We start from the raw sequence: 16,327 nt of genomic DNA, 5'->3' as shown, positions 1-16,327 counted from the left end.
GCGCGGCATCCGATCAAGGGGGAGATGATGGCCAATCTCGTCGTGCACTTCGAGATCCACGCAACCGAGCCCGAGAAGCTCGTCGACTTCTACTCCGGCCTGTTCGGCTGGAGCTTCGTGCAGTTCGGCGACACGCCCTACTGGATGATCGACACCGGCGAGGGAGCCATCGGCAATGTCGAGGGCCAGCCGGGGCACGGCATCAACGGCGGGCTCACGCAGCGTCAGGGCCCGAAGCCCGAGGCCGGCGCACCGGTCGTGGGGGCGAACTTCGTGGTCGGCGTCGACGACGTCGAGGCCGCCTTCGCCAAGGCCCTCGAGCTCGGGGCGGTCGAGGCCTCCCCGCTCGAGGACATGGAGGGCGTCGGCCGGGGCGGCTACCTGCTCGACCCCGACAACAACCTCTTCGGCGTGCTCTCGCCGGTGCTCTCCGATGGCACCACGGCGATGGGTCCCGGCGCCGACTGAGCGCGGCGCGATCGGAGGCCGCGACCGCCGCTCGCGCAGCGGTCGTCCAGCCGCGCCTGCCTAGGCTGGGGGTCATGCTCGCCCTCATCCGCCACGGCCAGACCGACTGGAACTTCGCCGGCCGACTCCAGGGTCGCACCGACATCCCGCTGAACGACGTCGGGCGCGCGCAGGCGCGAGCCGCGGCATCCGCCTATGCCGGGGGCATGTGGCAGGCCGTCGTGAGCTCACCGCTCGGGCGGGCCCGCGAGACGGCGCGGATCCTGGCCGATGCGCTTGCGCTGCCGCTCGGCGCAACGTACGAGGAGCTCCTCGAACAGGACTTCGGCGCGGCCGAGGGCGTGGCGGTGTCCGAGCTCGCGACCCGCTGGCCCGACCGCGACTTCCCCGGCAAGGAGCCCGACGAGGAGGTCGCGCGCCGCGGCGCGGCCGGCGTCGTGCGCATCTCCGCCGACTACGAGGGCGCCCCCGTGCTCGCCGTCGCGCACGGGACCCTCATCCGGCACACGCTCGCGGGCCTCACCGGTCACGACGCCCGGCACTACCCGCGCTTCGACAACCTGTCCGCCTCGCACCTGCGCGCGCAGGATGCCGCCTGGGTCGTGCAGAGCATCGGCGGACGCCCGTTCGACGAGGTGCGCCTCGAGATCGACGCCCGTGCCGCGGAGGACGCGCGCGCCGCGTAACACCGCCGCCGACCCGCTGCCGAGCGCCGATTTCGGTTCGGAATCGGTTCGCGCGCCGCCGGTCGAACCCGCGCGGCACCGACGTAGACTCCGAAAATGGAGCCACCGGTCAGCACCACCCTGGTCGTGGTCGGCGACGAGGCGTCGCAGGCCATCCGCTCGCTCGAGCGCTTCCCCAACGTGCAGGCCGCGAGCCTCGCGGACGCATCCGATGACGAGGTCACCCGCTGGTCGACCGGCACGAGCGCGCCGTACGTCGTGCACGACCACGATCCGCTCGCCCACGTGGCCGCCGCCTGGGTCGAGTTCTTCGACGACCAGGCGACCTTCGGGGTGCTCGAGCTCGAGATCGAACGGGCACTGGATGCCGCGACCCGGCACGAGATGAGCGTGCCCGACTACTACGTGGTGTTGCATCCCGAGGAGCTGTCGGCCACGTGGAAGCACTGGTGGCTCGGCGTCCTCGCCGCGGAGTCGCCGACGCGCGTCATCCCGTGGCCGTCGGCCGACACATCGCTGGCCGCACTGCTGCGCCGTCTCCCGACCGGTCGCGCCTGGCCCGAGGTGCAGACCTGGCTGCCGCGCGTGCCGATGTCGGTGCCCGACCGTGTCGGTCTGGGAGGTTCCGCGGCATAGTTGCGGTATGCCGATCTCACTCACCCGCTTCGCCGCGCGCGCCGGCGATCACAACGACCGGGCCATGGTCGCATCAGGGCACCTCGCGACGGTCCTCGGCGAACGGTTCGCGACGAGCACGACCGTGATCGGCGAACCTCAGCCCCCGGAGCCCGCGAACTGGGACCGGGAGCTGGCATCCGCCATGCCCGCGCTGCGTGACATCGCCTCCCGCCTCGATGCGATCCTCGGCGCTGGGGACGTGCCCGTCACCGCGCTCAGCCGGTGCGCCGTCGCGCTCGCGACACTTCCGGTCGTGGCGGCGCACCGGCCCGACGCGGTCGTGCTCTGGTTCGACGCGCACGCCGACCTGAACACGCCCGAGAACACGGGCACCGGGTACCTCGGCGGCCTGGCGCTGTCCGGACCGCTCGGGCTCTGGGATTCGGGCCTGGGAGGCGGGCTCGACCCCGCGAACGCGGTCCTCGTCGGGACCCGGGACCTCGACCCGGCCGAACAGGAGCTCGTCGACGACGGGACCATCCGACTCGTCGGCGTGGGCCCGGAGATGGCCCTGGAGCTTCGCCGCCTGCTCGCCGGTCGGCCCGTCTACCTGCACATCGACTGCGATGTCCTCGAGCCGGGGGCCGTACCGACCGACTACCGGGTTCCGCATGGGATGTCGCTCGGCCAGCTCACCGCGTGCGCCGAGGTGCTCGCCGAGGTCGAGGTCGTCGGCATCGAGGTGGGCGAGCTCGAGACATCCGACGACGATGCCGATCCGCTCGGTCCCGCTCGGTCGATCGTCGCGGCGCTGGAGCCGATCCTGAACGCGCTCTCGAGCGCCCGATGACGGACTGAGCACGAGCTGTCCGCCCGCCGGGAGCACGGGGGAGCGGATCCGCCCGCCTCATCCTTCAGAGGTAGGCCCCTCGTCGGAGATACCTCCGACGGGGGCGGCCGGTCGGCGGTGCCCCGCACTAGTTTCGGAGCGCAGGATCACCCCCACCTTCAGAACAGGACAGCTCCACACATGCCCTTCATCACCACCTCCGACGGCACCGAGATCTACTACACCGAGCAGGGGACCGGGCAGCCGGTGCTGCTGAGCCACGGCTGGCCGCTGAGCTCGGACGCCTGGCAGGTGGAGCTGAAGGTGCTCGCCGACGCCGGGTACCGGGCCATCGCCCACGACCGCCGCGGCCACGGCCGTTCGTCGAAGACCTACACGGGCAACGACATGGACACCTACGCTCGGGACCTCGCCGAGCTCGTCGAGGCGCTCGACCTCCGCGACCTCGTGCTCATCGGCCACTCGACCGGCGGCGGCGAGGTCGTGCGCTACGCCGCGCAGCACGGCGGCGACCGCGTGTCGAAGGTCATCACCATCGGCGCCGTGCCGCCGGTCATGGTCGCGAACGACGCCAACCCCGACGGCCTCCCGATCGAGGTCTTCGACGGGATCCGCGCCGGCGTGCTGAAGGACGCCTCGCAGTTCTACCAGGACCTCACCGAGCCCTTCTTCGGTGCGAACCGCGAAGGCTCGTCCGTCTCGCAGGGCGAGAAGGACGATTTCTGGCGTCAGGGCATGCTGGTCAACCTCGCCGCCGCCTACGACTGCATCAAGGCCTTCTCCGAGACGGACTTCACCGAGGACCTGAAGGCGCTCGACGTGCCGATCATGCTCGCCCACGGCGACGACGACCAGATCGTGCCGATCGGCGCGGCATCCGCCAAGGCGGCCGAACTCGTCAAGCACGGCACGCTGAAGGTCTATCCCGGCGCCCCGCACGGCGTCTCGGGTTCGTTCCGCACGGCGCTGCACGCCGACATCCTCGACTTCATCGCCCGCTGATGGCCGGCATCGACGCGCGCCTGGCCGAGCTGGGCATCACCATCCCGCGCCGCTCGCCGTCACCGGCGGGCACCTACGTTCCCGCCGTGATCAGTGGCAACCACGTCTTCACCGCCGGACAGCTGCCGTTCGTCGACGGTGTCCTTCCCGTCACCGGCAAGGTCGGCGCGGAGGTCACCCTCGACGATGCCGCCGCGTGCGCCCGGACCAGCGCCCTCAACGCGCTCTCGGCGGTCGCCGAGGTGCTCGGCTCGCTCGACCGGGTCACCCGGATCGTCAAGGTCACGGGCTTCGTCGCCTCCGATCCCGGGTTCACGGCGCAGCCGGGCGTGCTCAACGGCGCGTCGGAGGTCCTCGGCGCCATCTTCGGGGATGCCGGCGTCCACGCGCGCAGCGCCGTCGGCGTGGCCGTCCTCCCCTTGGACTCGCCCGTCGAGGTCGAGCTCACCGTCGAATTCGCGTGAACCACACCACACTCAAGGAGCATGCAATGTCAGAAGCCATCACCGTCGTCCTCGTCCACGGCGCGTTCGCCGAGTCCGCGAGCTGGTCGGGCGTCATCCCGCGCCTGACCGAGGCCGGCGTCCCGGTCATCGCGACCCCGAACCCGCTGCGAAGCGTGACCACCGACGCCGAGAACGTGCGCCGTGCGGTCGAGGGCGTCGAGGGCCCCGTGCTCCTCGTCGGCCACTCGTACGGCGGCGCGGTCATCACCGAGGCCGCGGTCGAGAACCCCGGGGTCGTCGGCCTCGTCTACGTCGCGGCGTTCGCGCCCGACCACGGCGAGAACGCGCTCGAGCTGACCGGGAAGTTCCCGGGCAGCACCCTCGGCGAGACCGTCCGCGCGTACCCGCTCGGCGACGGCACGAACGACCTGTACGTGGACCGCGACCTGTTCCCGAACCAGTTCGCCGCCGACGTCGCGCCCGAGGAGGCCGCTGTCCAGGCGCGCACCCAGCGCCCGATCCGCGACTTCGCCCTGGGCGAGGGGCAGCCGGCCGAGACGCCCGCGTGGAAGACGCTGCCCTCGTGGTTCGTCTTCGGCGACGCCGACAAGAACATCCCCGTCGAGGGCCTTCGGTTCATGGCCGAGCGCGCGGGCGGACTGACGATCACCGAGGTCCCCGGCGCCTCGCACTCGATCATGGTGTCCCAGCCCGATGCGGTCGTCGCCGTCATCACCGAGGCGCTCGCGCACCTCGCCCGCTAGGTCGCAGCGCGACGACACCACCCCGGCCGACATCCCAGCCCTCCTCGGAGGCGCTGGGATGTCGGCTTTTCAGCAGACGCGGCGGATGCTCCGGACCCGGCGGATGCCGCGACGCCGGCGTCTCAGCGTCCGACGACCCCGGTCTCGTAGGCGAGCACGACGGCCTGCACGCGGTCGCGCAGCCCCAGCTTGCGCAGGACGTGCGCGACATGCGTCTTCACGGTCGCCTCCGAGAGCACGAAGCGAGCCGCGATCTCGGCATTGCTGAGCCCGAGGCCGAGCGCGCCGAACACGTCGGACTCCCGGGGCGTGAGCACCTCCAGGCGGGCATCGGGATCCTCGGCCTCGCGTGCGTCGGGGAGCTGCTGCGCGAAGAGTTCGAGCATGCGGCGCGTGACCCGCGGCGCCACCGCCGCATCACCGCGGGCGACCGCCCGCACGGCGTCCACGAGCTCGGCACCCCTCGCGTCCTTCAGCAGGAACCCGCTCGCTCCGGCGCGCAGCGCGGCGAAGGCGTACTCGTCGAGGTCGAAGGTCGTGAGGATGATCACCCGGCTCGCCGGCGCCTCCTGCACGACCCGTCGCGTGGCCGCGATGCCGTCCAGTCCCGGCATGCGCACGTCCATGAGCACGACGTCGGGCTGCAGCGCCTTGGCCATGGAGATGCCGGCGGCACCGTCGCCGGCCTCGCCGACGACCTCGATGTCGTCCTCGGCGTCCAGCACCAGGCGGAAGCCGAGCCGCAGCATCGACTGGTCGTCGACGAGCAGCACTCGAATCGGCTGGTCGGTCATCGTGTCGTGTCCTCCGTGTCGTCGTCGAGGCGCAGTGCCGCATGCACGCGCCAGCCGTCACCGTCCGGCCCGGCCGTGAGGCTTCCCCCATGGATCGCGGCGCGCTCCCGCATGCCGATGATGCCGCGGCCGGTGCCGATCCCGCGCCGTGAGGGCCCGCCGCGCGGCGAACCCTGGTCTGCGATCACCACGTCGAGCCAGTCCCGGCCCCCGCGCGCGCGTTCGTCGCGGCGGCGGAGCTCGACCACGACCACCGCCGCGTCGGGGGCGTAGCGCAGGGCGTTGGTGAGCGCCTCCTGCACGATGCGATCCGCCGTGCAGCGGGCGGGCACCGACGGCGGTGGCACCTCGCCGCTCAGGACGAGTCGGACCGGAAGCCCCGCGGCGCGGAACCGGCCCAGCAGGTCGTCGAGCGCGATCGCACGAGCCGGGGCCAGCGGTGCCTCCTCTTCGGGGTCCCGGAGCACGCCGAGCACCCGGCGCATGTCGCCGAGTGCAAACCTGCCGGTCTCGGTGAGGGCGCTGAGCGCCTCCTCCGACCGGGCCGGGTCCTTGCCCGACGCCGCGCGGGCCCCCTCGGCGAGGGCGACCATCACCGTGAGCGAGTGTGCGACGACGTCGTGCATCTCGTGGGCGATCCGTTCGCGTTCCGCCGCGACGGCGAGCTGCGACCGGCGTTCCCGATCCCGGGCGAGGGCATTGGCCCGGTCGACGAGGTCGGCGATGTGCTGGCGCCGTCCGCGGACCCCGGTGCCGAGGGCGATGGCGATGAGCTGGCCCACGATCAGCACCGAGCTGAGCGGGCCGACGGAGGTGGAGGAGTCGAACTCGGCCGGACGGGCCGATGGCACCGGGACCTCCGAGAGGAACAACGTCGCCGCGACGAGCAGCGCCATGGCTTGGGCGCCGAGCACCGACCACGCGAGCCAGGGCGGCCGCGTGGCGGCCACCGCGTAGATGGTGAATGCGGCGGCCAACTCGAGGCTGCCCGAGTCGTGGAAGAGCGCGATCGACGCGACGCCGAGGGCGGTGACCCCCGCGGCGACGAGCAGCGGTTCGTATCGGCGGCGGAGCAGCAGCGCGCCGCCGGCGAGCGCGACGGCGACGAGACCCCATCCGCGCCACGCCGGCCCCTGCGTCGCGCCGGCCAGGACGAGCAGGCCGTTCGTCAGCGACGGGATGAGGAAGCACAGCGCGAGCGCGACGTCGGCAGCACGCGGATGCTGCGCGAGATACCGGCGGAAGGGCCCCAGTCTCCGGGCATCCACTGCGGTGAAGGGACTTGTGGGCGTCGGATCGAGGAGGGCGGGCGTGCGGGCGGATGCGCGGACGCGCGACGGCGCCGCCGGAACCCGTTCGGGTCCCGGCGACGCCGGTTCGTGCCGCTCGGAGATCAGTCGTCCCGCCTGCCGAAGACGATGAACGCCGCGGTGAGCGAGAGCGCCGTGTACCCGGCGAGCACGGCCAGGCCCGCCCACGGGTCGAGGGAGCTGCCGAAGCCGCCGCTGCCGCCGACCGTCATGACCTGCTGGCCGGCGACGCTCGGGAGGTACCCGTAGATCCGAGCCAGCCAGTCGAGCCCGAGGATCGCCTGGACGATCTGGAACAGGACCGGCAGGGCGAAGAACACGCCGACCACGACGCAGATCGCACCGGCCGTGTGCCGCACGATCGCGCCGATGCCGACGGAGAACAGTGCGACGAGGGTCAGGTAGAGCGCACCGCCCAGGACGGCGCGCACCTGCTCGCCGTCGGCGAGGTCGATCGCCGTGCCCTCCGAGGTGAGGATGGGCTGGGAGACGAGGAACGCGAGCACGGTCGACACCGTCGCGATGGCGAGTGTGGTGACGCCGACGACGAACGCCTTCGCGCCCAGCACGCCCGACCGCCGGGGTGCCGCCGCCAGCGTCGAGCGCATGGAGCCGTTGGCGTACTCGGAGGTGACGGCGATCGCGCCGAGCACGCCGAGGGCGAGCTGGGCGAGGGTGACGCCAGCCGTCAGGATGGTCGCCGACGGGATCGGCTGCTCGCTCGTGTCCGCGATGCCCTTGATGCCCCAGGCCAGGAGCGCCGCGATGCCGACCATGACGCCGAGCGTCGTCGTGCCGATCCACACGGTCGAGCGCACGGTGCGGAGCTTGATCCACTCCGACCGCACCAGGTGGGGGTACGTCAGGCGCGGGCGCGAACCGATGGTTCGCTGCTCGGTGACGGCGGTCATCGGGTGGCCTCCTCTGCCATGCGGGCATCGCTACGGTACTCGACCTCATCGCGCGTGAGCGCCAGGTACGCATCCTCCAGGGTCGACGCGAGCGGCGTCAGTTCGAGCAGGACGATACCTGCCGACGCCGCCTCCGCGGCGATGGTCGCGGCATCCGCCCCGGTGATCTCGAGCACTCCGGGGGCCTCGCTCGAGATGCTCACGCCGTCACGGCCGAGCAGTGCGGCGAGGTCGGCCGGCCTGGTTGTGCGCACCCGGGTCGCCTCCTTCGGGTCGCCCACGAGTTCGGCGACGGATGCGTCGGCGAGGATCCGCCCGCGGCCGATGACGATCACGTGGTCGGCCGTCAGGGCGACCTCGCTCATGAGGTGGCTGGAGAGGAACACCGTGCGTCCCTCGCCGGCGTAGTGCCTGGCGAGGGTGCGCACCCAGCGCACGCCCTCGGGATCGAGCCCGTTGACGGGCTCATCGAGGATCAGCACCTGGGGGTCGCCGAGCAGTGCGGCCGCGATGCCGAGGCGCTGGCCCATGCCCAGCGAGAACCCGCCGACGCGCCGGTCGGCGACCGCGCTGAGGCCGGTCAGATCGATGACCTCGAGGATGCGCCGCTTCGGGATGCCGTGCGTCGCTGCGAGCGCGGCCAGGTGGTGATAGGCGGAACGGCCGGGGTGCACGCCCTTCGCGTCGAGCAGCGCACCGGCCTGCGTGAGCGGCGAGGGGCCGTCGACGAAGCGGCGGCCGTCGATGGTCACGGTGCCCGCGCTCGGACGGGCGAGCCCGAGGATCATCCGCATCGTGGTCGACTTGCCGGCGCCGTTCGGTCCGAGGAAGCCGGTGACCGCCCCCGGCCGCACGGTGAAGCTGATGTCGTCGACGGCGACCCGGTCGCCGTATCTCTTGGTGAGGCCGCGTGCCTCGATCATCATGATCTCCTTCGTCGGGGTGTGATTCGAAGGTAGATTCGCGGGGCCGCGCCCCTCGCCCTCCGGCCGGGGTATCTCGCGTGGGTGGGATACCTCTGGGTGATGAGGTCGACCACGTTCGAGCATGAGGCAGACGGCGGCTACCGCCTGCCGCCCATCACGCCCCGGGTGGCGAGCGCCTGACCCGCCGGCCTCAGCGGGCCGCCACGTCCTCGATCGCGGCTCGCAGGTCGGGGTACCGGAACGCGAACCCCGCCGCGGTGAGCGTCTCGGGCAGCACCCATCGGCTCTTGAGGATGAGCTCGGGCTCGGTGCGGAGCGCCCACATCGCGGGTTCGAGCATCCAGCGCCAGGCCGGCAGCCCGACGCGCGCGCCGACCGTCTCCCGGAGCGTCCGCATCAGTTCGGCGTTGTCGCTCGGGGTCGGGCTCGCGAGGTTCACGGGCCCCGAGAGGTCGTCGCGATCGCGGAGGAACCGGATGGCGCCGATGACGTCGTCGAGGTGGATCCAGCTGAACTTCTGGTGACCCCGGGTCCGGTGCCACTCGGATCGGCCGCTGCCCGTCGGCGAAGGCCCGATGCCGCGGTAGCGACGGTGCGGGAACCAGGGGCTGTCGATCTGCGGGCCCCCGAGCCCCAGGCGCGCGAGCTTCACCAACGTGTTCGTCGCGGGGCCGTCGCCGAGGACGATCGCCATCCTGAGCGCCACGCGCCGGGTGCCCGGCACGTCGGGCTCGAAGAACTCCCGCTCCCAGTTGCGCGCCACGTCGACGGAGAAGCCCGCCCCGAGCCGGCCGTCGGCCTCGGTGTTCGGCCGGTCCATGGCGTGCCGGTAGATGGTCGCGGTCGATGCGTTGAACCAGACGGCCGGCGGCGACGCCGCGCTCCGTACCGCCTCGGCGAGCGCCCGCGTCGTCTCGATCCTCGACCGGAGGATCTCGTCGCGGTTCGCGTCGGTGTACCGGCAGTTCACGGACTTGCCGGCCAGGTTCACGAGCACGGATGCCCCGTCCACGGCCCGGGCGACCGCGGCGGGATCGTGCCAGGTGACGGCTTCCCGTCGTCCGATGCGCCGCACGGCATAGCCCTCGTCGACGAGCGACCGGATGAGGGCGCGGCCCACGAACCCGCTCGCCCCGGCGACGACCGCGACCGCTGCGTCCGACATGCCGCCTCCTTCTCTCCAACTGACTTCTTCAGCCGGAGCTCTCCGACCGGGTTCTCCGGCCGAGTCGACCCTATCGAAGGTGCAAAAAAAACCGGGCGAACGGTATGATTCCTAGTGACATCGCGTCGCGGCGTTGTTGGGGGGCGCCGCGGCGCCGATGTCCCTTCCGAGACGAGATGGGCGATCAGGTGAAGCAGGCGCGGGCACGGGCCACGCACGAGCGGATCGTCGCCGGCGCGGCGGAGGTGTTCGAGCGGGTCGGCTACGGCAGCTCGACCCTCGCGGACATCACCGCGGAGGCCGGCGTCACCAAGGGCGCCCTCTACTTCCACTTCCAGTCGAAGGAGGACGTCGCCCACGCGGTGGTCGAGGCCCAGCATTCGATCGCACGCACCGCGGCCGAGGAGATCGTCGGGGCCGAGCTGACGCCGCTCGAGACCATGATGCGGCTGTGCGCCGACCTCGCCGTTCGAATCCGCGACGATCGCGTCGTGCAGGCCGGCATCCGCCTCACGACGGATTCATCCACGTTCCAGTCGCCGCTGCAGTCCCCGTACCTGGACTGGATGGCGACCTTCGAGGCCCTCGCGCGCCGCGCGGGCGAGGCCGGCGAGATGACGACGGCGATCGATGCCGCGACGTTCGCGCGATTCGTCATCCCGGCGTTCACCGGCGTGCAACTCGTCTCCGATACGTTCACGAGCCGGGCCGACGTCGTCGAGCGGGTGCACGACATGTGGCGGGTGCTGATCTGCGCCACGGTGCCGTCGGCCGCGACGACCGAGGCGCTCGCGCTGGCCGAGGTGGTCTTCACGGGCGCATCGAACTGGCCCGTCCCGGCCGCCGGGCAACTCCACGACTGACCACCCGCATCGACCCGAGGGGAACGCACCATGACCGCAGCATCCATCGATCCGGCCGCCATCTCGCTGCCGCCGACCAGCCTGATCGACATCGCGGACTACCTCCCGGATCCGATGGACGAGCCCACCGCCTAGGGGTCCTCCACGCGCCGACGCCCGCCCCGGCTCTCGGCCGGTGCGGGCGTCATGTGGTGCGTCGCGCGAGTGCTGTTGCGGCATCCGCTCAGACGAGGGGTGCGGCGGTCGGGGCGTCGACCGCGTGCTCGAGCGCCCAGGTGAGGGCGTACCCGGCGACCTCTTCCCAGCCGTCCTGCGAGACGATGCGGTGCGTACGGCCCGCGTACTCGCGGTACTCGACGAGCGCGGAGCTGCCCGAGTCCCGGTACTTCTTGAGGATCGCCTTGCCGATGGCCGGCGGCACGACGTGGTCGATCTCGCCGGTGATGATGAGCAGGGGAGCGCGGTCGGGCTTGGCGTAGTTCACGTGGGTGACCCCGCCCTTCTCGTTGAAGGCGGCGGCGACGCCCTCGAAGAAGACCCGGTTGTACGAGTTCACCGCGTACTCCTCCCAGATCGCGTCGGATGCCTCGCGGCTGAGGTCGTTGCCGAACGTGAAGTGGAAGTGGGCCTTCGAGATCGGCTTGGCGCCGTTCCTGCCGAACGGGTTGGCGAGGATCGGGAAGCCGGTGCGGAGCGTCGACGGCGGGAGCGTCGTGATGCCGGCCGTCTGGCCGGGCGTGACGGCGACGTAGGCGGCGCCGAGGTCGCGGTCGGCGAGCATCTGGATCAGTACGCCGCCGAAGGAGTGGCCCATGATGATGGGCTTCACGGGCAGGGTGCGGATGACGGATTCGAGGTGGTCGGCGATCTGCTTCAGGCCGACGCCCTTGAGCGCTTCGGGGTTCGAGCGGATGTCGGCGACCTCGCGGTCGTCGATGCCGGGCCACCCGGGGGTGAGCACCTCGTGGCCGAGGGCCCGGTAGGCCTCGGCCCAGGTGTTCCAGCTCTTCGGGGTCATCCAGAGGCCGTGGACGAGGACGATGGGGGTCTTGTCGGTGCTGGTCATGATGCCGTCTCCTTGAAGTAGAACGATTGGTCTTGTTTTGCTGTTGAGTTCAAGGTAGACCCCTCGTTCTCGTTCTGTCAAGCAAAAAGAGAAAGATCGTTCTATCATTTACTTCATGGCAACACGAACCACACCTGCAGGCACCTCGGTCGCACGCGAGAAGCTCGTCGCCTCGGCATCCGATCTCTTCTATCGAGAGGGCATCCACGCCGTCGGCGTCGACCGCATCATCGGCGAGGCCGGCGTCACGCGCGCCACGTTCTACCGCCACTTCCCGGGCAAGGAGGACCTCGTCGAGGCGTACCTCGGCGTCGAGGACGCGAACATTCGGGGGGCGTTCGAGCGGGCGGGCGAGGCGACCGACGATCCGCAGCAGTTGCTCGAGCTCGTGATCGAGGGCCTCGCCGACGACGTCGCGCGCCTGCACACCCGCGGCTGCCCGTTCATCAACGCGGCGGCCGAGTATCCCGACGCCGACAGCGACGTCCGCGTCGCGGTCGGACAGCACCGGGACTGGTTCCGCGGAACGCTCGAGGCGCTCCTCACCGCCGCGGGCAACCCCGACGCCGAGATCGCGGCCGGTCAGCTCGTGCTGCTCCGGGACGCCGCGATGGTCGGCGGGTACCTCGACGGGTGGGAGCGGGTGCGACCCGCGTTCGTCACCGCGGCGCGGCGGGCGGCGGGCCTCGCGGGCTGATCGAGGGATGCCGCAGCGGAGCCTCTCGGGCGGAGTCCCGTTCGCGCGATGGAGTCCCGATCGAACGGGACTCCTGCATCGGGAGTGGCCCCGCCCGGCCTGACTGTGGCGACCTGTTTCGCGCCGACTCGCACCGCTCAGGTGTCGGCGCTATCGTCGAGGCATCCGTCGTCATCGCCCTCGAGGCTGCACGACGTGATGACCCCCGCAGCGACCGGCCGCACCCGCCGATCGCCTCTGCCCTCCGGAAGGACCCCGCCGCGCGATGACCGAGACCGCCTCGAAGACCTCGCGCGCCGCGGAGTGGCTGAAGGCGCGCCGCCGTCTCGTCGGCTGGACCGCGCTCCTCTCCGTCGTGGCGGTGGTCGTGGTGGTGCTGCTCGCCCGATGGCTGCGGCAGAGCCCCGCCGGCGAGGACTTCATCGCGACCTACCCGGGCATCGTGCCGCCGCCCGAGGGCACGCCCGTCGGCATCCCGGCCTGGCTCGGCTGGCAGCACTTCCTGAACACGTTCTTCCTCGTGCTCATCGTGCGCACGGGGTTTCAGCTGCGGTCCAAGCAGCGCCCGCCCGGCTTCTTCACGCGCGACAACTCGCGGTGGCCGCGCACGAAGCGCGCACCGCGCCGGCTCGGCATCTTCCTGTGGCTGCACCTCTGGCTCGACGCCTTCTGGGTGCTGAACGGCGTGCTCTACGTCGTGCTGCTGTTCGCGACCGGCCAGTGGCTGCGCATCGTCCCCACCGATTGGGTCGTCGTGCCGAACGCGATCTCGGCGGCGCTGCAGTACGCGTCGCTCGAGTGGCCGACGGAGAACTCGTGGGTCGTCTACAACGCGCTCCAGCAGCTCGCGTACTTCGCGGTCACCTTCATCGCGGCGCCCCTCGCGATCCTCACCGGTCTCCGGCTGTCCTCGGTGTGGCCGCCGGAAGGACGGCTCGCCCGCGCCGTGCCCGAGCGCCTCGCGCGCGCCGTGCACTACCCCGTGATGCTCTTCTTCATCGCCTTCACGTTCGTGCACGTGGTGCTCGTCTTCACCACCGGCGCGCTCCGGAAGCTCAACCAGATGTACACGGCCCGCGACGCCGACGACTGGATCGGGCTCGTCGTGTTCGCGGCATCCGTGGTCGTCATCGCCGTCGCGTGGGTGCTCGCGAAGCCGCCGCTCCTGAAGCGCATCGCGGCCAAGGGCGGCACGGTCCGCGGCTGACGTCGTCGGCCCCTCGGGGTATCGTGCCGCGGGTGGACCTGATCACGAACGACGACCTCGACGACCTCGAACGCGAGCTCATCGGCCGGGTGCGCGGGCGCGTTCTCGAGATCGGCGCCGGCGACGGCGAGAACTTCGGCGCGTTCCACCCGGAGGTCGCGTGGACGGGCCTCGAACCCGACGCCGCTCGCCGTGCCGAACTGGCGACCCGCGCGCGGGAGTGGCGGCACGCCTCGACGCCGCTGGGCGCGACCGCCGAGCACATCCCGCTGCCCGACGGCTCGGTCGACGCCGTCGTCGGCACCTACGTGCTCTGCTCGGTGACGGATGTCGCGGCCGCGCTCGCCGAGGTGCGGCGGGTGCTCGTCCCGGGCGGCCGCGTGGTCTTCGTCGACCACGTCGCGGCCCCACGCGGCTCCGTGAAGCGCGTGATCCAGGATGTCGCGTCGCCGTTCTCGAGGCGGCTCGATCACGGGTGCCACTGGAACCGGGACCCCCAGCCCGTGCTCGAGGCGGCCGGCTTCACGGGGGTCGAGGTGCGGCGCCTGCGGGTGCGATCGATGCCGTTCGGCCCCGTGCCGGTCCTGCTCTACGAGGGCGTCGCGCCGTCGTCGGTCGAGTAGCGCAGCGTCTCGAGACCGCGAGCCGGGTCTCGGTACGGCGCCGGGGCGCCTACTCGACCGCCGAGGAGGGGCGCCTACTCGACCGCCGAGGAGCGCCGGGGGGTCTCGATACGGCGCCGGGGCGCCTACTCGACCGCCGAGGGGCGCCGGGGCGCCTCCTCGACCGCCGAGGAGCGCCGGGGGGACGCGTCCGCCGAGGTGCGCCGGGGCGCTACTCGACGGCGGGCGGCGGCGGCGCCGTCGACCGAGCGGCGCGGGCCGCGACGTCGTCGAGCACGGTGCGGGCGAGCATCGTCGCCCCGGCGACGGCGGCCGGCATGGTGAAGATCGCGCCGAGGGGCACCATGAAGCAGAGCTGGGTGGCGATGCCGAAGCCGAGCAGCCGCACCCGATGCCCGCGGAGCAGCGCTGCGCGGTCGTGGCTGCTGATGCCGCGGGACTCGAAGGCGCGGCCGGTGAGCTCCCAGGCGAGCAGGCGCCCGGAGAGCACCACGCCGAGCACGGGCGCGAGCACGCCGCCGATGACCGGGATGAACCCGCTGAGCCCGACGCCGAGCGAGACGAGGATGCCGAGCCCGATGAAGCCGACCGCATCGCGGGCCGAGCGCCAGAACCCGAGGCCGTCGCCGGTCGGCTCGCCGCCGAGGTCGGCCTCGACGGCGCGCCAGATGCGCTCGTAGAAGGGATCGCCGACGAGGAGCGTGAGACCGGTGAACGTCACGGCGGCGAGCACGATCGCGCCGCCGAGCACGATCGCCACGACGGCGGTGCGCACGACGGTGGTCCACGGCTCGACCCACTCTGCGGCGAAGGGCGTCGCCCAGACGGTGAGGCCGGGCAGGCTCACGCCGAGGGCCACGAGCCCGGCGAGCACCACGACCCAGACGATCGCGGCGGGCACGAGCCCGAGCAGCATCGCACCCGGCTGCCGGCGCCAGAAGCCGAAGCCGCGCAGGAGCATCCGCACCCCGAGGAAGAACCGTCGAACCATCCCTCACAGCCTAGGCTGGTGGCTCCGGCGGCGCCGCCCGCTGCCGCCCGGCACCCGACGACGCGCGATGCCGTCCAGCTCGATGCTCGAGGAGACCCGTGACCGCTTCCTTCGACGTGCACCTGCCCGACGGCCGGATGCTCCGGGCCCACGACACCGGCCCGGTGACGGATGACGCGACGGGCCCGGTGCTCATGTGGCATCACGGCTCGCCGCAGACCGGCGCCCCGCTCGAGCCCGTCGTGTCTGCGGCCGCGGAGCGCGGCATCCGGGTCATCTCGTACGGGCGGCCGTCGTACGGCGGCTCGTCGCCGAACCCGGGTCGGGACGTGGCCGCCGCGGGCGACGACGCGGCGGCCGTCGCCGATGCCGTGGGCGTCGACCGCTTCGCGACCATGGGCGCCTCGGGCGGCGGACCGCACGCGCTGGCCGTCGCGGCGCGGCATCCCGAGCGCATCACCGGGGTCGTGACGCTCGCGGGCATCGCACCACTCACCGACCGGTTCGACTGGTTCGATGGCATGCGGGCTCCGGGCGGCCTGCAGGCCGCGCAGCAGGGGCGCGCGGCCCGAGCGCGGTTCGCCGAGATCGACGAGTTCGATCCGGAGCAGTTCCTCCCGGCGGACTTCGCGGCGCTCGAAGGACGGTGGTCGGGCCTCGGCGCGGATGTCGCGCGCTCGGCGGAGTTCGGCGACGACGGCCTCATCGACGACGACGTCGCCTTCGTGAACCCGTGGGGATTCGACCTCGCCGAGGTCCGGGTGCCCGTGCTCGTCGTGCAGGGCGAGGGCGACCGGGTCGTGCCGCGGACGCACGCGTCCTGGTTGCTCGCGCACCTGCCCGACGCGACCCTCTGGATGCGCCTCGACGACGGGCACGTCTCGGTGCTGGACGTCGTGCCCGACGCGATGGACTGGCTGCTCGAACGGTGACGACGGGC

General features: G+C 72.1%; 19 protein-coding genes. 12 read left to right on the top strand and 7 right to left on the bottom strand.

The genetic code is table 11. The annotated features are described in order from the left end of the window. Positions 1 to 27 precede the first annotated feature (27 nt). The 7 genes from GQQ95_RS00970 (at position 28) to GQQ95_RS00940 (ending at position 4,834) form a co-directional block, all read left to right on the top strand. Complete coding sequence (locus GQQ95_RS00970; protein WP_157425761.1) at positions 28 to 468, top strand: VOC family protein; 441 nt, start codon at positions 28 to 30, stop codon at positions 466 to 468. Between the two features lie 74 nt (positions 469 to 542). After that, entirely contained in the window at positions 543 to 1,154 is a 612-nt protein-coding gene (locus GQQ95_RS00965; protein ID WP_157425760.1) for a histidine phosphatase family protein, read from the top strand. A gap of 96 nt (positions 1,155 to 1,250) precedes the next feature. Then, a complete protein-coding gene (locus tag GQQ95_RS00960; protein WP_157425759.1) occupies positions 1,251 to 1,790 on the top strand; it encodes a hypothetical protein in 540 nt (179 codons plus the stop codon). A gap of 7 nt (positions 1,791 to 1,797) precedes the next feature. Continuing rightward, the gene (locus GQQ95_RS00955; protein ID WP_157425758.1) at positions 1,798 to 2,622 is read left to right on the top strand and encodes an arginase family protein; all 825 of its coding nucleotides are present in this window, start codon (positions 1,798 to 1,800) and stop codon (positions 2,620 to 2,622) included. Between the two features lie 180 nt (positions 2,623 to 2,802). Then, on the top strand, positions 2,803 to 3,624 hold the full coding sequence (locus GQQ95_RS00950; protein ID WP_157425757.1) for an alpha/beta fold hydrolase: 822 nt from the start codon (positions 2,803 to 2,805) through the stop codon (positions 3,622 to 3,624). Further along, entirely contained in the window at positions 3,624 to 4,088 is a 465-nt protein-coding gene (locus tag GQQ95_RS00945; RefSeq protein WP_157425756.1) for a RidA family protein, read from the top strand. The genes GQQ95_RS00950 and GQQ95_RS00945 overlap by 1 nt, the downstream gene beginning before the upstream one ends. A 26-nt stretch (positions 4,089 to 4,114) precedes the next feature. Further along, entirely contained in the window at positions 4,115 to 4,834 is a 720-nt protein-coding gene (locus tag GQQ95_RS00940; RefSeq protein WP_157425755.1) for an alpha/beta fold hydrolase, read from the top strand. Between the two features lie 122 nt (positions 4,835 to 4,956). On the opposite strand, the gene GQQ95_RS00935 is transcribed toward GQQ95_RS00940, so the two are convergent. The 5 genes from GQQ95_RS00935 to GQQ95_RS00915 all read right to left on the bottom strand — a co-directional run bounded on the left by GQQ95_RS00935 (position 4,957) and on the right by GQQ95_RS00915 (position 9,940). Beyond that, on the bottom strand, positions 4,957 to 5,628 hold the full coding sequence (locus GQQ95_RS00935) for a response regulator (RefSeq protein ID WP_157425754.1): 672 nt from the start codon (positions 5,626 to 5,628) through the stop codon (positions 4,957 to 4,959). Further along, entirely contained in the window at positions 5,625 to 6,896 is a 1,272-nt protein-coding gene (locus GQQ95_RS00930; RefSeq protein ID WP_157425753.1) for a sensor histidine kinase, read from the bottom strand. Before GQQ95_RS00930 ends, GQQ95_RS00935 begins: the two co-directional genes overlap by 4 nt. 125 nt (positions 6,897 to 7,021) lie before the next feature. Then, positions 7,022 to 7,849 (bottom strand): ABC transporter permease, encoded by an 828-nt coding sequence (locus GQQ95_RS00925; RefSeq protein ID WP_157425752.1) that lies wholly within the window; start codon positions 7,847 to 7,849, stop codon positions 7,022 to 7,024. Beyond that, positions 7,846 to 8,772 carry an ATP-binding cassette domain-containing protein gene (locus tag GQQ95_RS00920; RefSeq protein ID WP_157425751.1) on the bottom strand — a complete coding sequence of 309 codons (927 nt, stop codon included), beginning with the start codon at positions 8,770 to 8,772 and terminating at the stop codon, positions 7,846 to 7,848. Before GQQ95_RS00920 ends, GQQ95_RS00925 begins: the two co-directional genes overlap by 4 nt. A gap of 193 nt (positions 8,773 to 8,965) precedes the next feature. Next, entirely contained in the window at positions 8,966 to 9,940 is a 975-nt protein-coding gene (locus GQQ95_RS00915) for an epimerase (RefSeq protein ID WP_157425750.1), read from the bottom strand. Positions 9,941 to 10,116: 176 nt separating this feature from the next. Here GQQ95_RS00915 and GQQ95_RS00910 point away from each other — a divergent pair, with 176 nt between their 5' ends. Beyond that, entirely contained in the window at positions 10,117 to 10,803 is a 687-nt protein-coding gene (locus GQQ95_RS00910; protein ID WP_157425749.1) for a ScbR family autoregulator-binding transcription factor, read from the top strand. A gap of 223 nt (positions 10,804 to 11,026) precedes the next feature. On the opposite strand, the gene GQQ95_RS00905 is transcribed toward GQQ95_RS00910, so the two are convergent. Beyond that, positions 11,027 to 11,869: an alpha/beta hydrolase gene (locus GQQ95_RS00905; RefSeq protein ID WP_157425748.1), complete on the bottom strand. Its 843-nt coding sequence runs from the start codon at positions 11,867 to 11,869 to the stop codon at positions 11,027 to 11,029. Positions 11,870 to 11,984: 115 nt separating this feature from the next. Here GQQ95_RS00905 and GQQ95_RS00900 point away from each other — a divergent pair, with 115 nt between their 5' ends. From GQQ95_RS00900 to GQQ95_RS19270, 3 genes are all read left to right on the top strand, one after another. Continuing rightward, positions 11,985 to 12,566, top strand: coding sequence for a TetR/AcrR family transcriptional regulator (locus tag GQQ95_RS00900; RefSeq protein ID WP_157425747.1), 582 nt, complete (start codon positions 11,985 to 11,987; stop codon positions 12,564 to 12,566). 265 nt (positions 12,567 to 12,831) lie between these two features. Then, complete coding sequence (locus GQQ95_RS00895; RefSeq protein WP_157425746.1) at positions 12,832 to 13,773, top strand: cytochrome b/b6 domain-containing protein; 942 nt, start codon at positions 12,832 to 12,834, stop codon at positions 13,771 to 13,773. A 32-nt stretch (positions 13,774 to 13,805) separates the two neighbouring features. After that, positions 13,806 to 14,396, top strand: a complete 591-nt coding sequence (locus GQQ95_RS19270) for a class I SAM-dependent methyltransferase (RefSeq protein WP_170296920.1) — start codon at positions 13,806 to 13,808, stop codon at positions 14,394 to 14,396. Positions 14,397 to 14,607: 211 nt separating this feature from the next. Here GQQ95_RS19270 and GQQ95_RS00885 read toward each other — a convergent pair whose 3' ends face one another. After that, positions 14,608 to 15,387 (bottom strand): EI24 domain-containing protein, encoded by a 780-nt coding sequence (locus GQQ95_RS00885; RefSeq protein ID WP_246205123.1) that lies wholly within the window; start codon positions 15,385 to 15,387, stop codon positions 14,608 to 14,610. A gap of 98 nt (positions 15,388 to 15,485) precedes the next feature. Between GQQ95_RS00885 and GQQ95_RS00880 the strand changes: the two genes are divergently transcribed. Further along, positions 15,486 to 16,319: an alpha/beta fold hydrolase gene (locus GQQ95_RS00880; RefSeq protein WP_246205122.1), complete on the top strand. Its 834-nt coding sequence runs from the start codon at positions 15,486 to 15,488 to the stop codon at positions 16,317 to 16,319. Positions 16,320 to 16,327: the final 8 nt, after the last annotated feature.

This window comes from Agromyces salentinus (genome assembly GCF_009749395.1).
Lineage (GTDB): Bacteria > Actinomycetota > Actinomycetes > Actinomycetales > Microbacteriaceae > Agromyces > Agromyces salentinus.
Note: the sequence above shows the minus strand (reverse complement) of the source record. Positions and strands in the feature narration are given on the sequence as shown.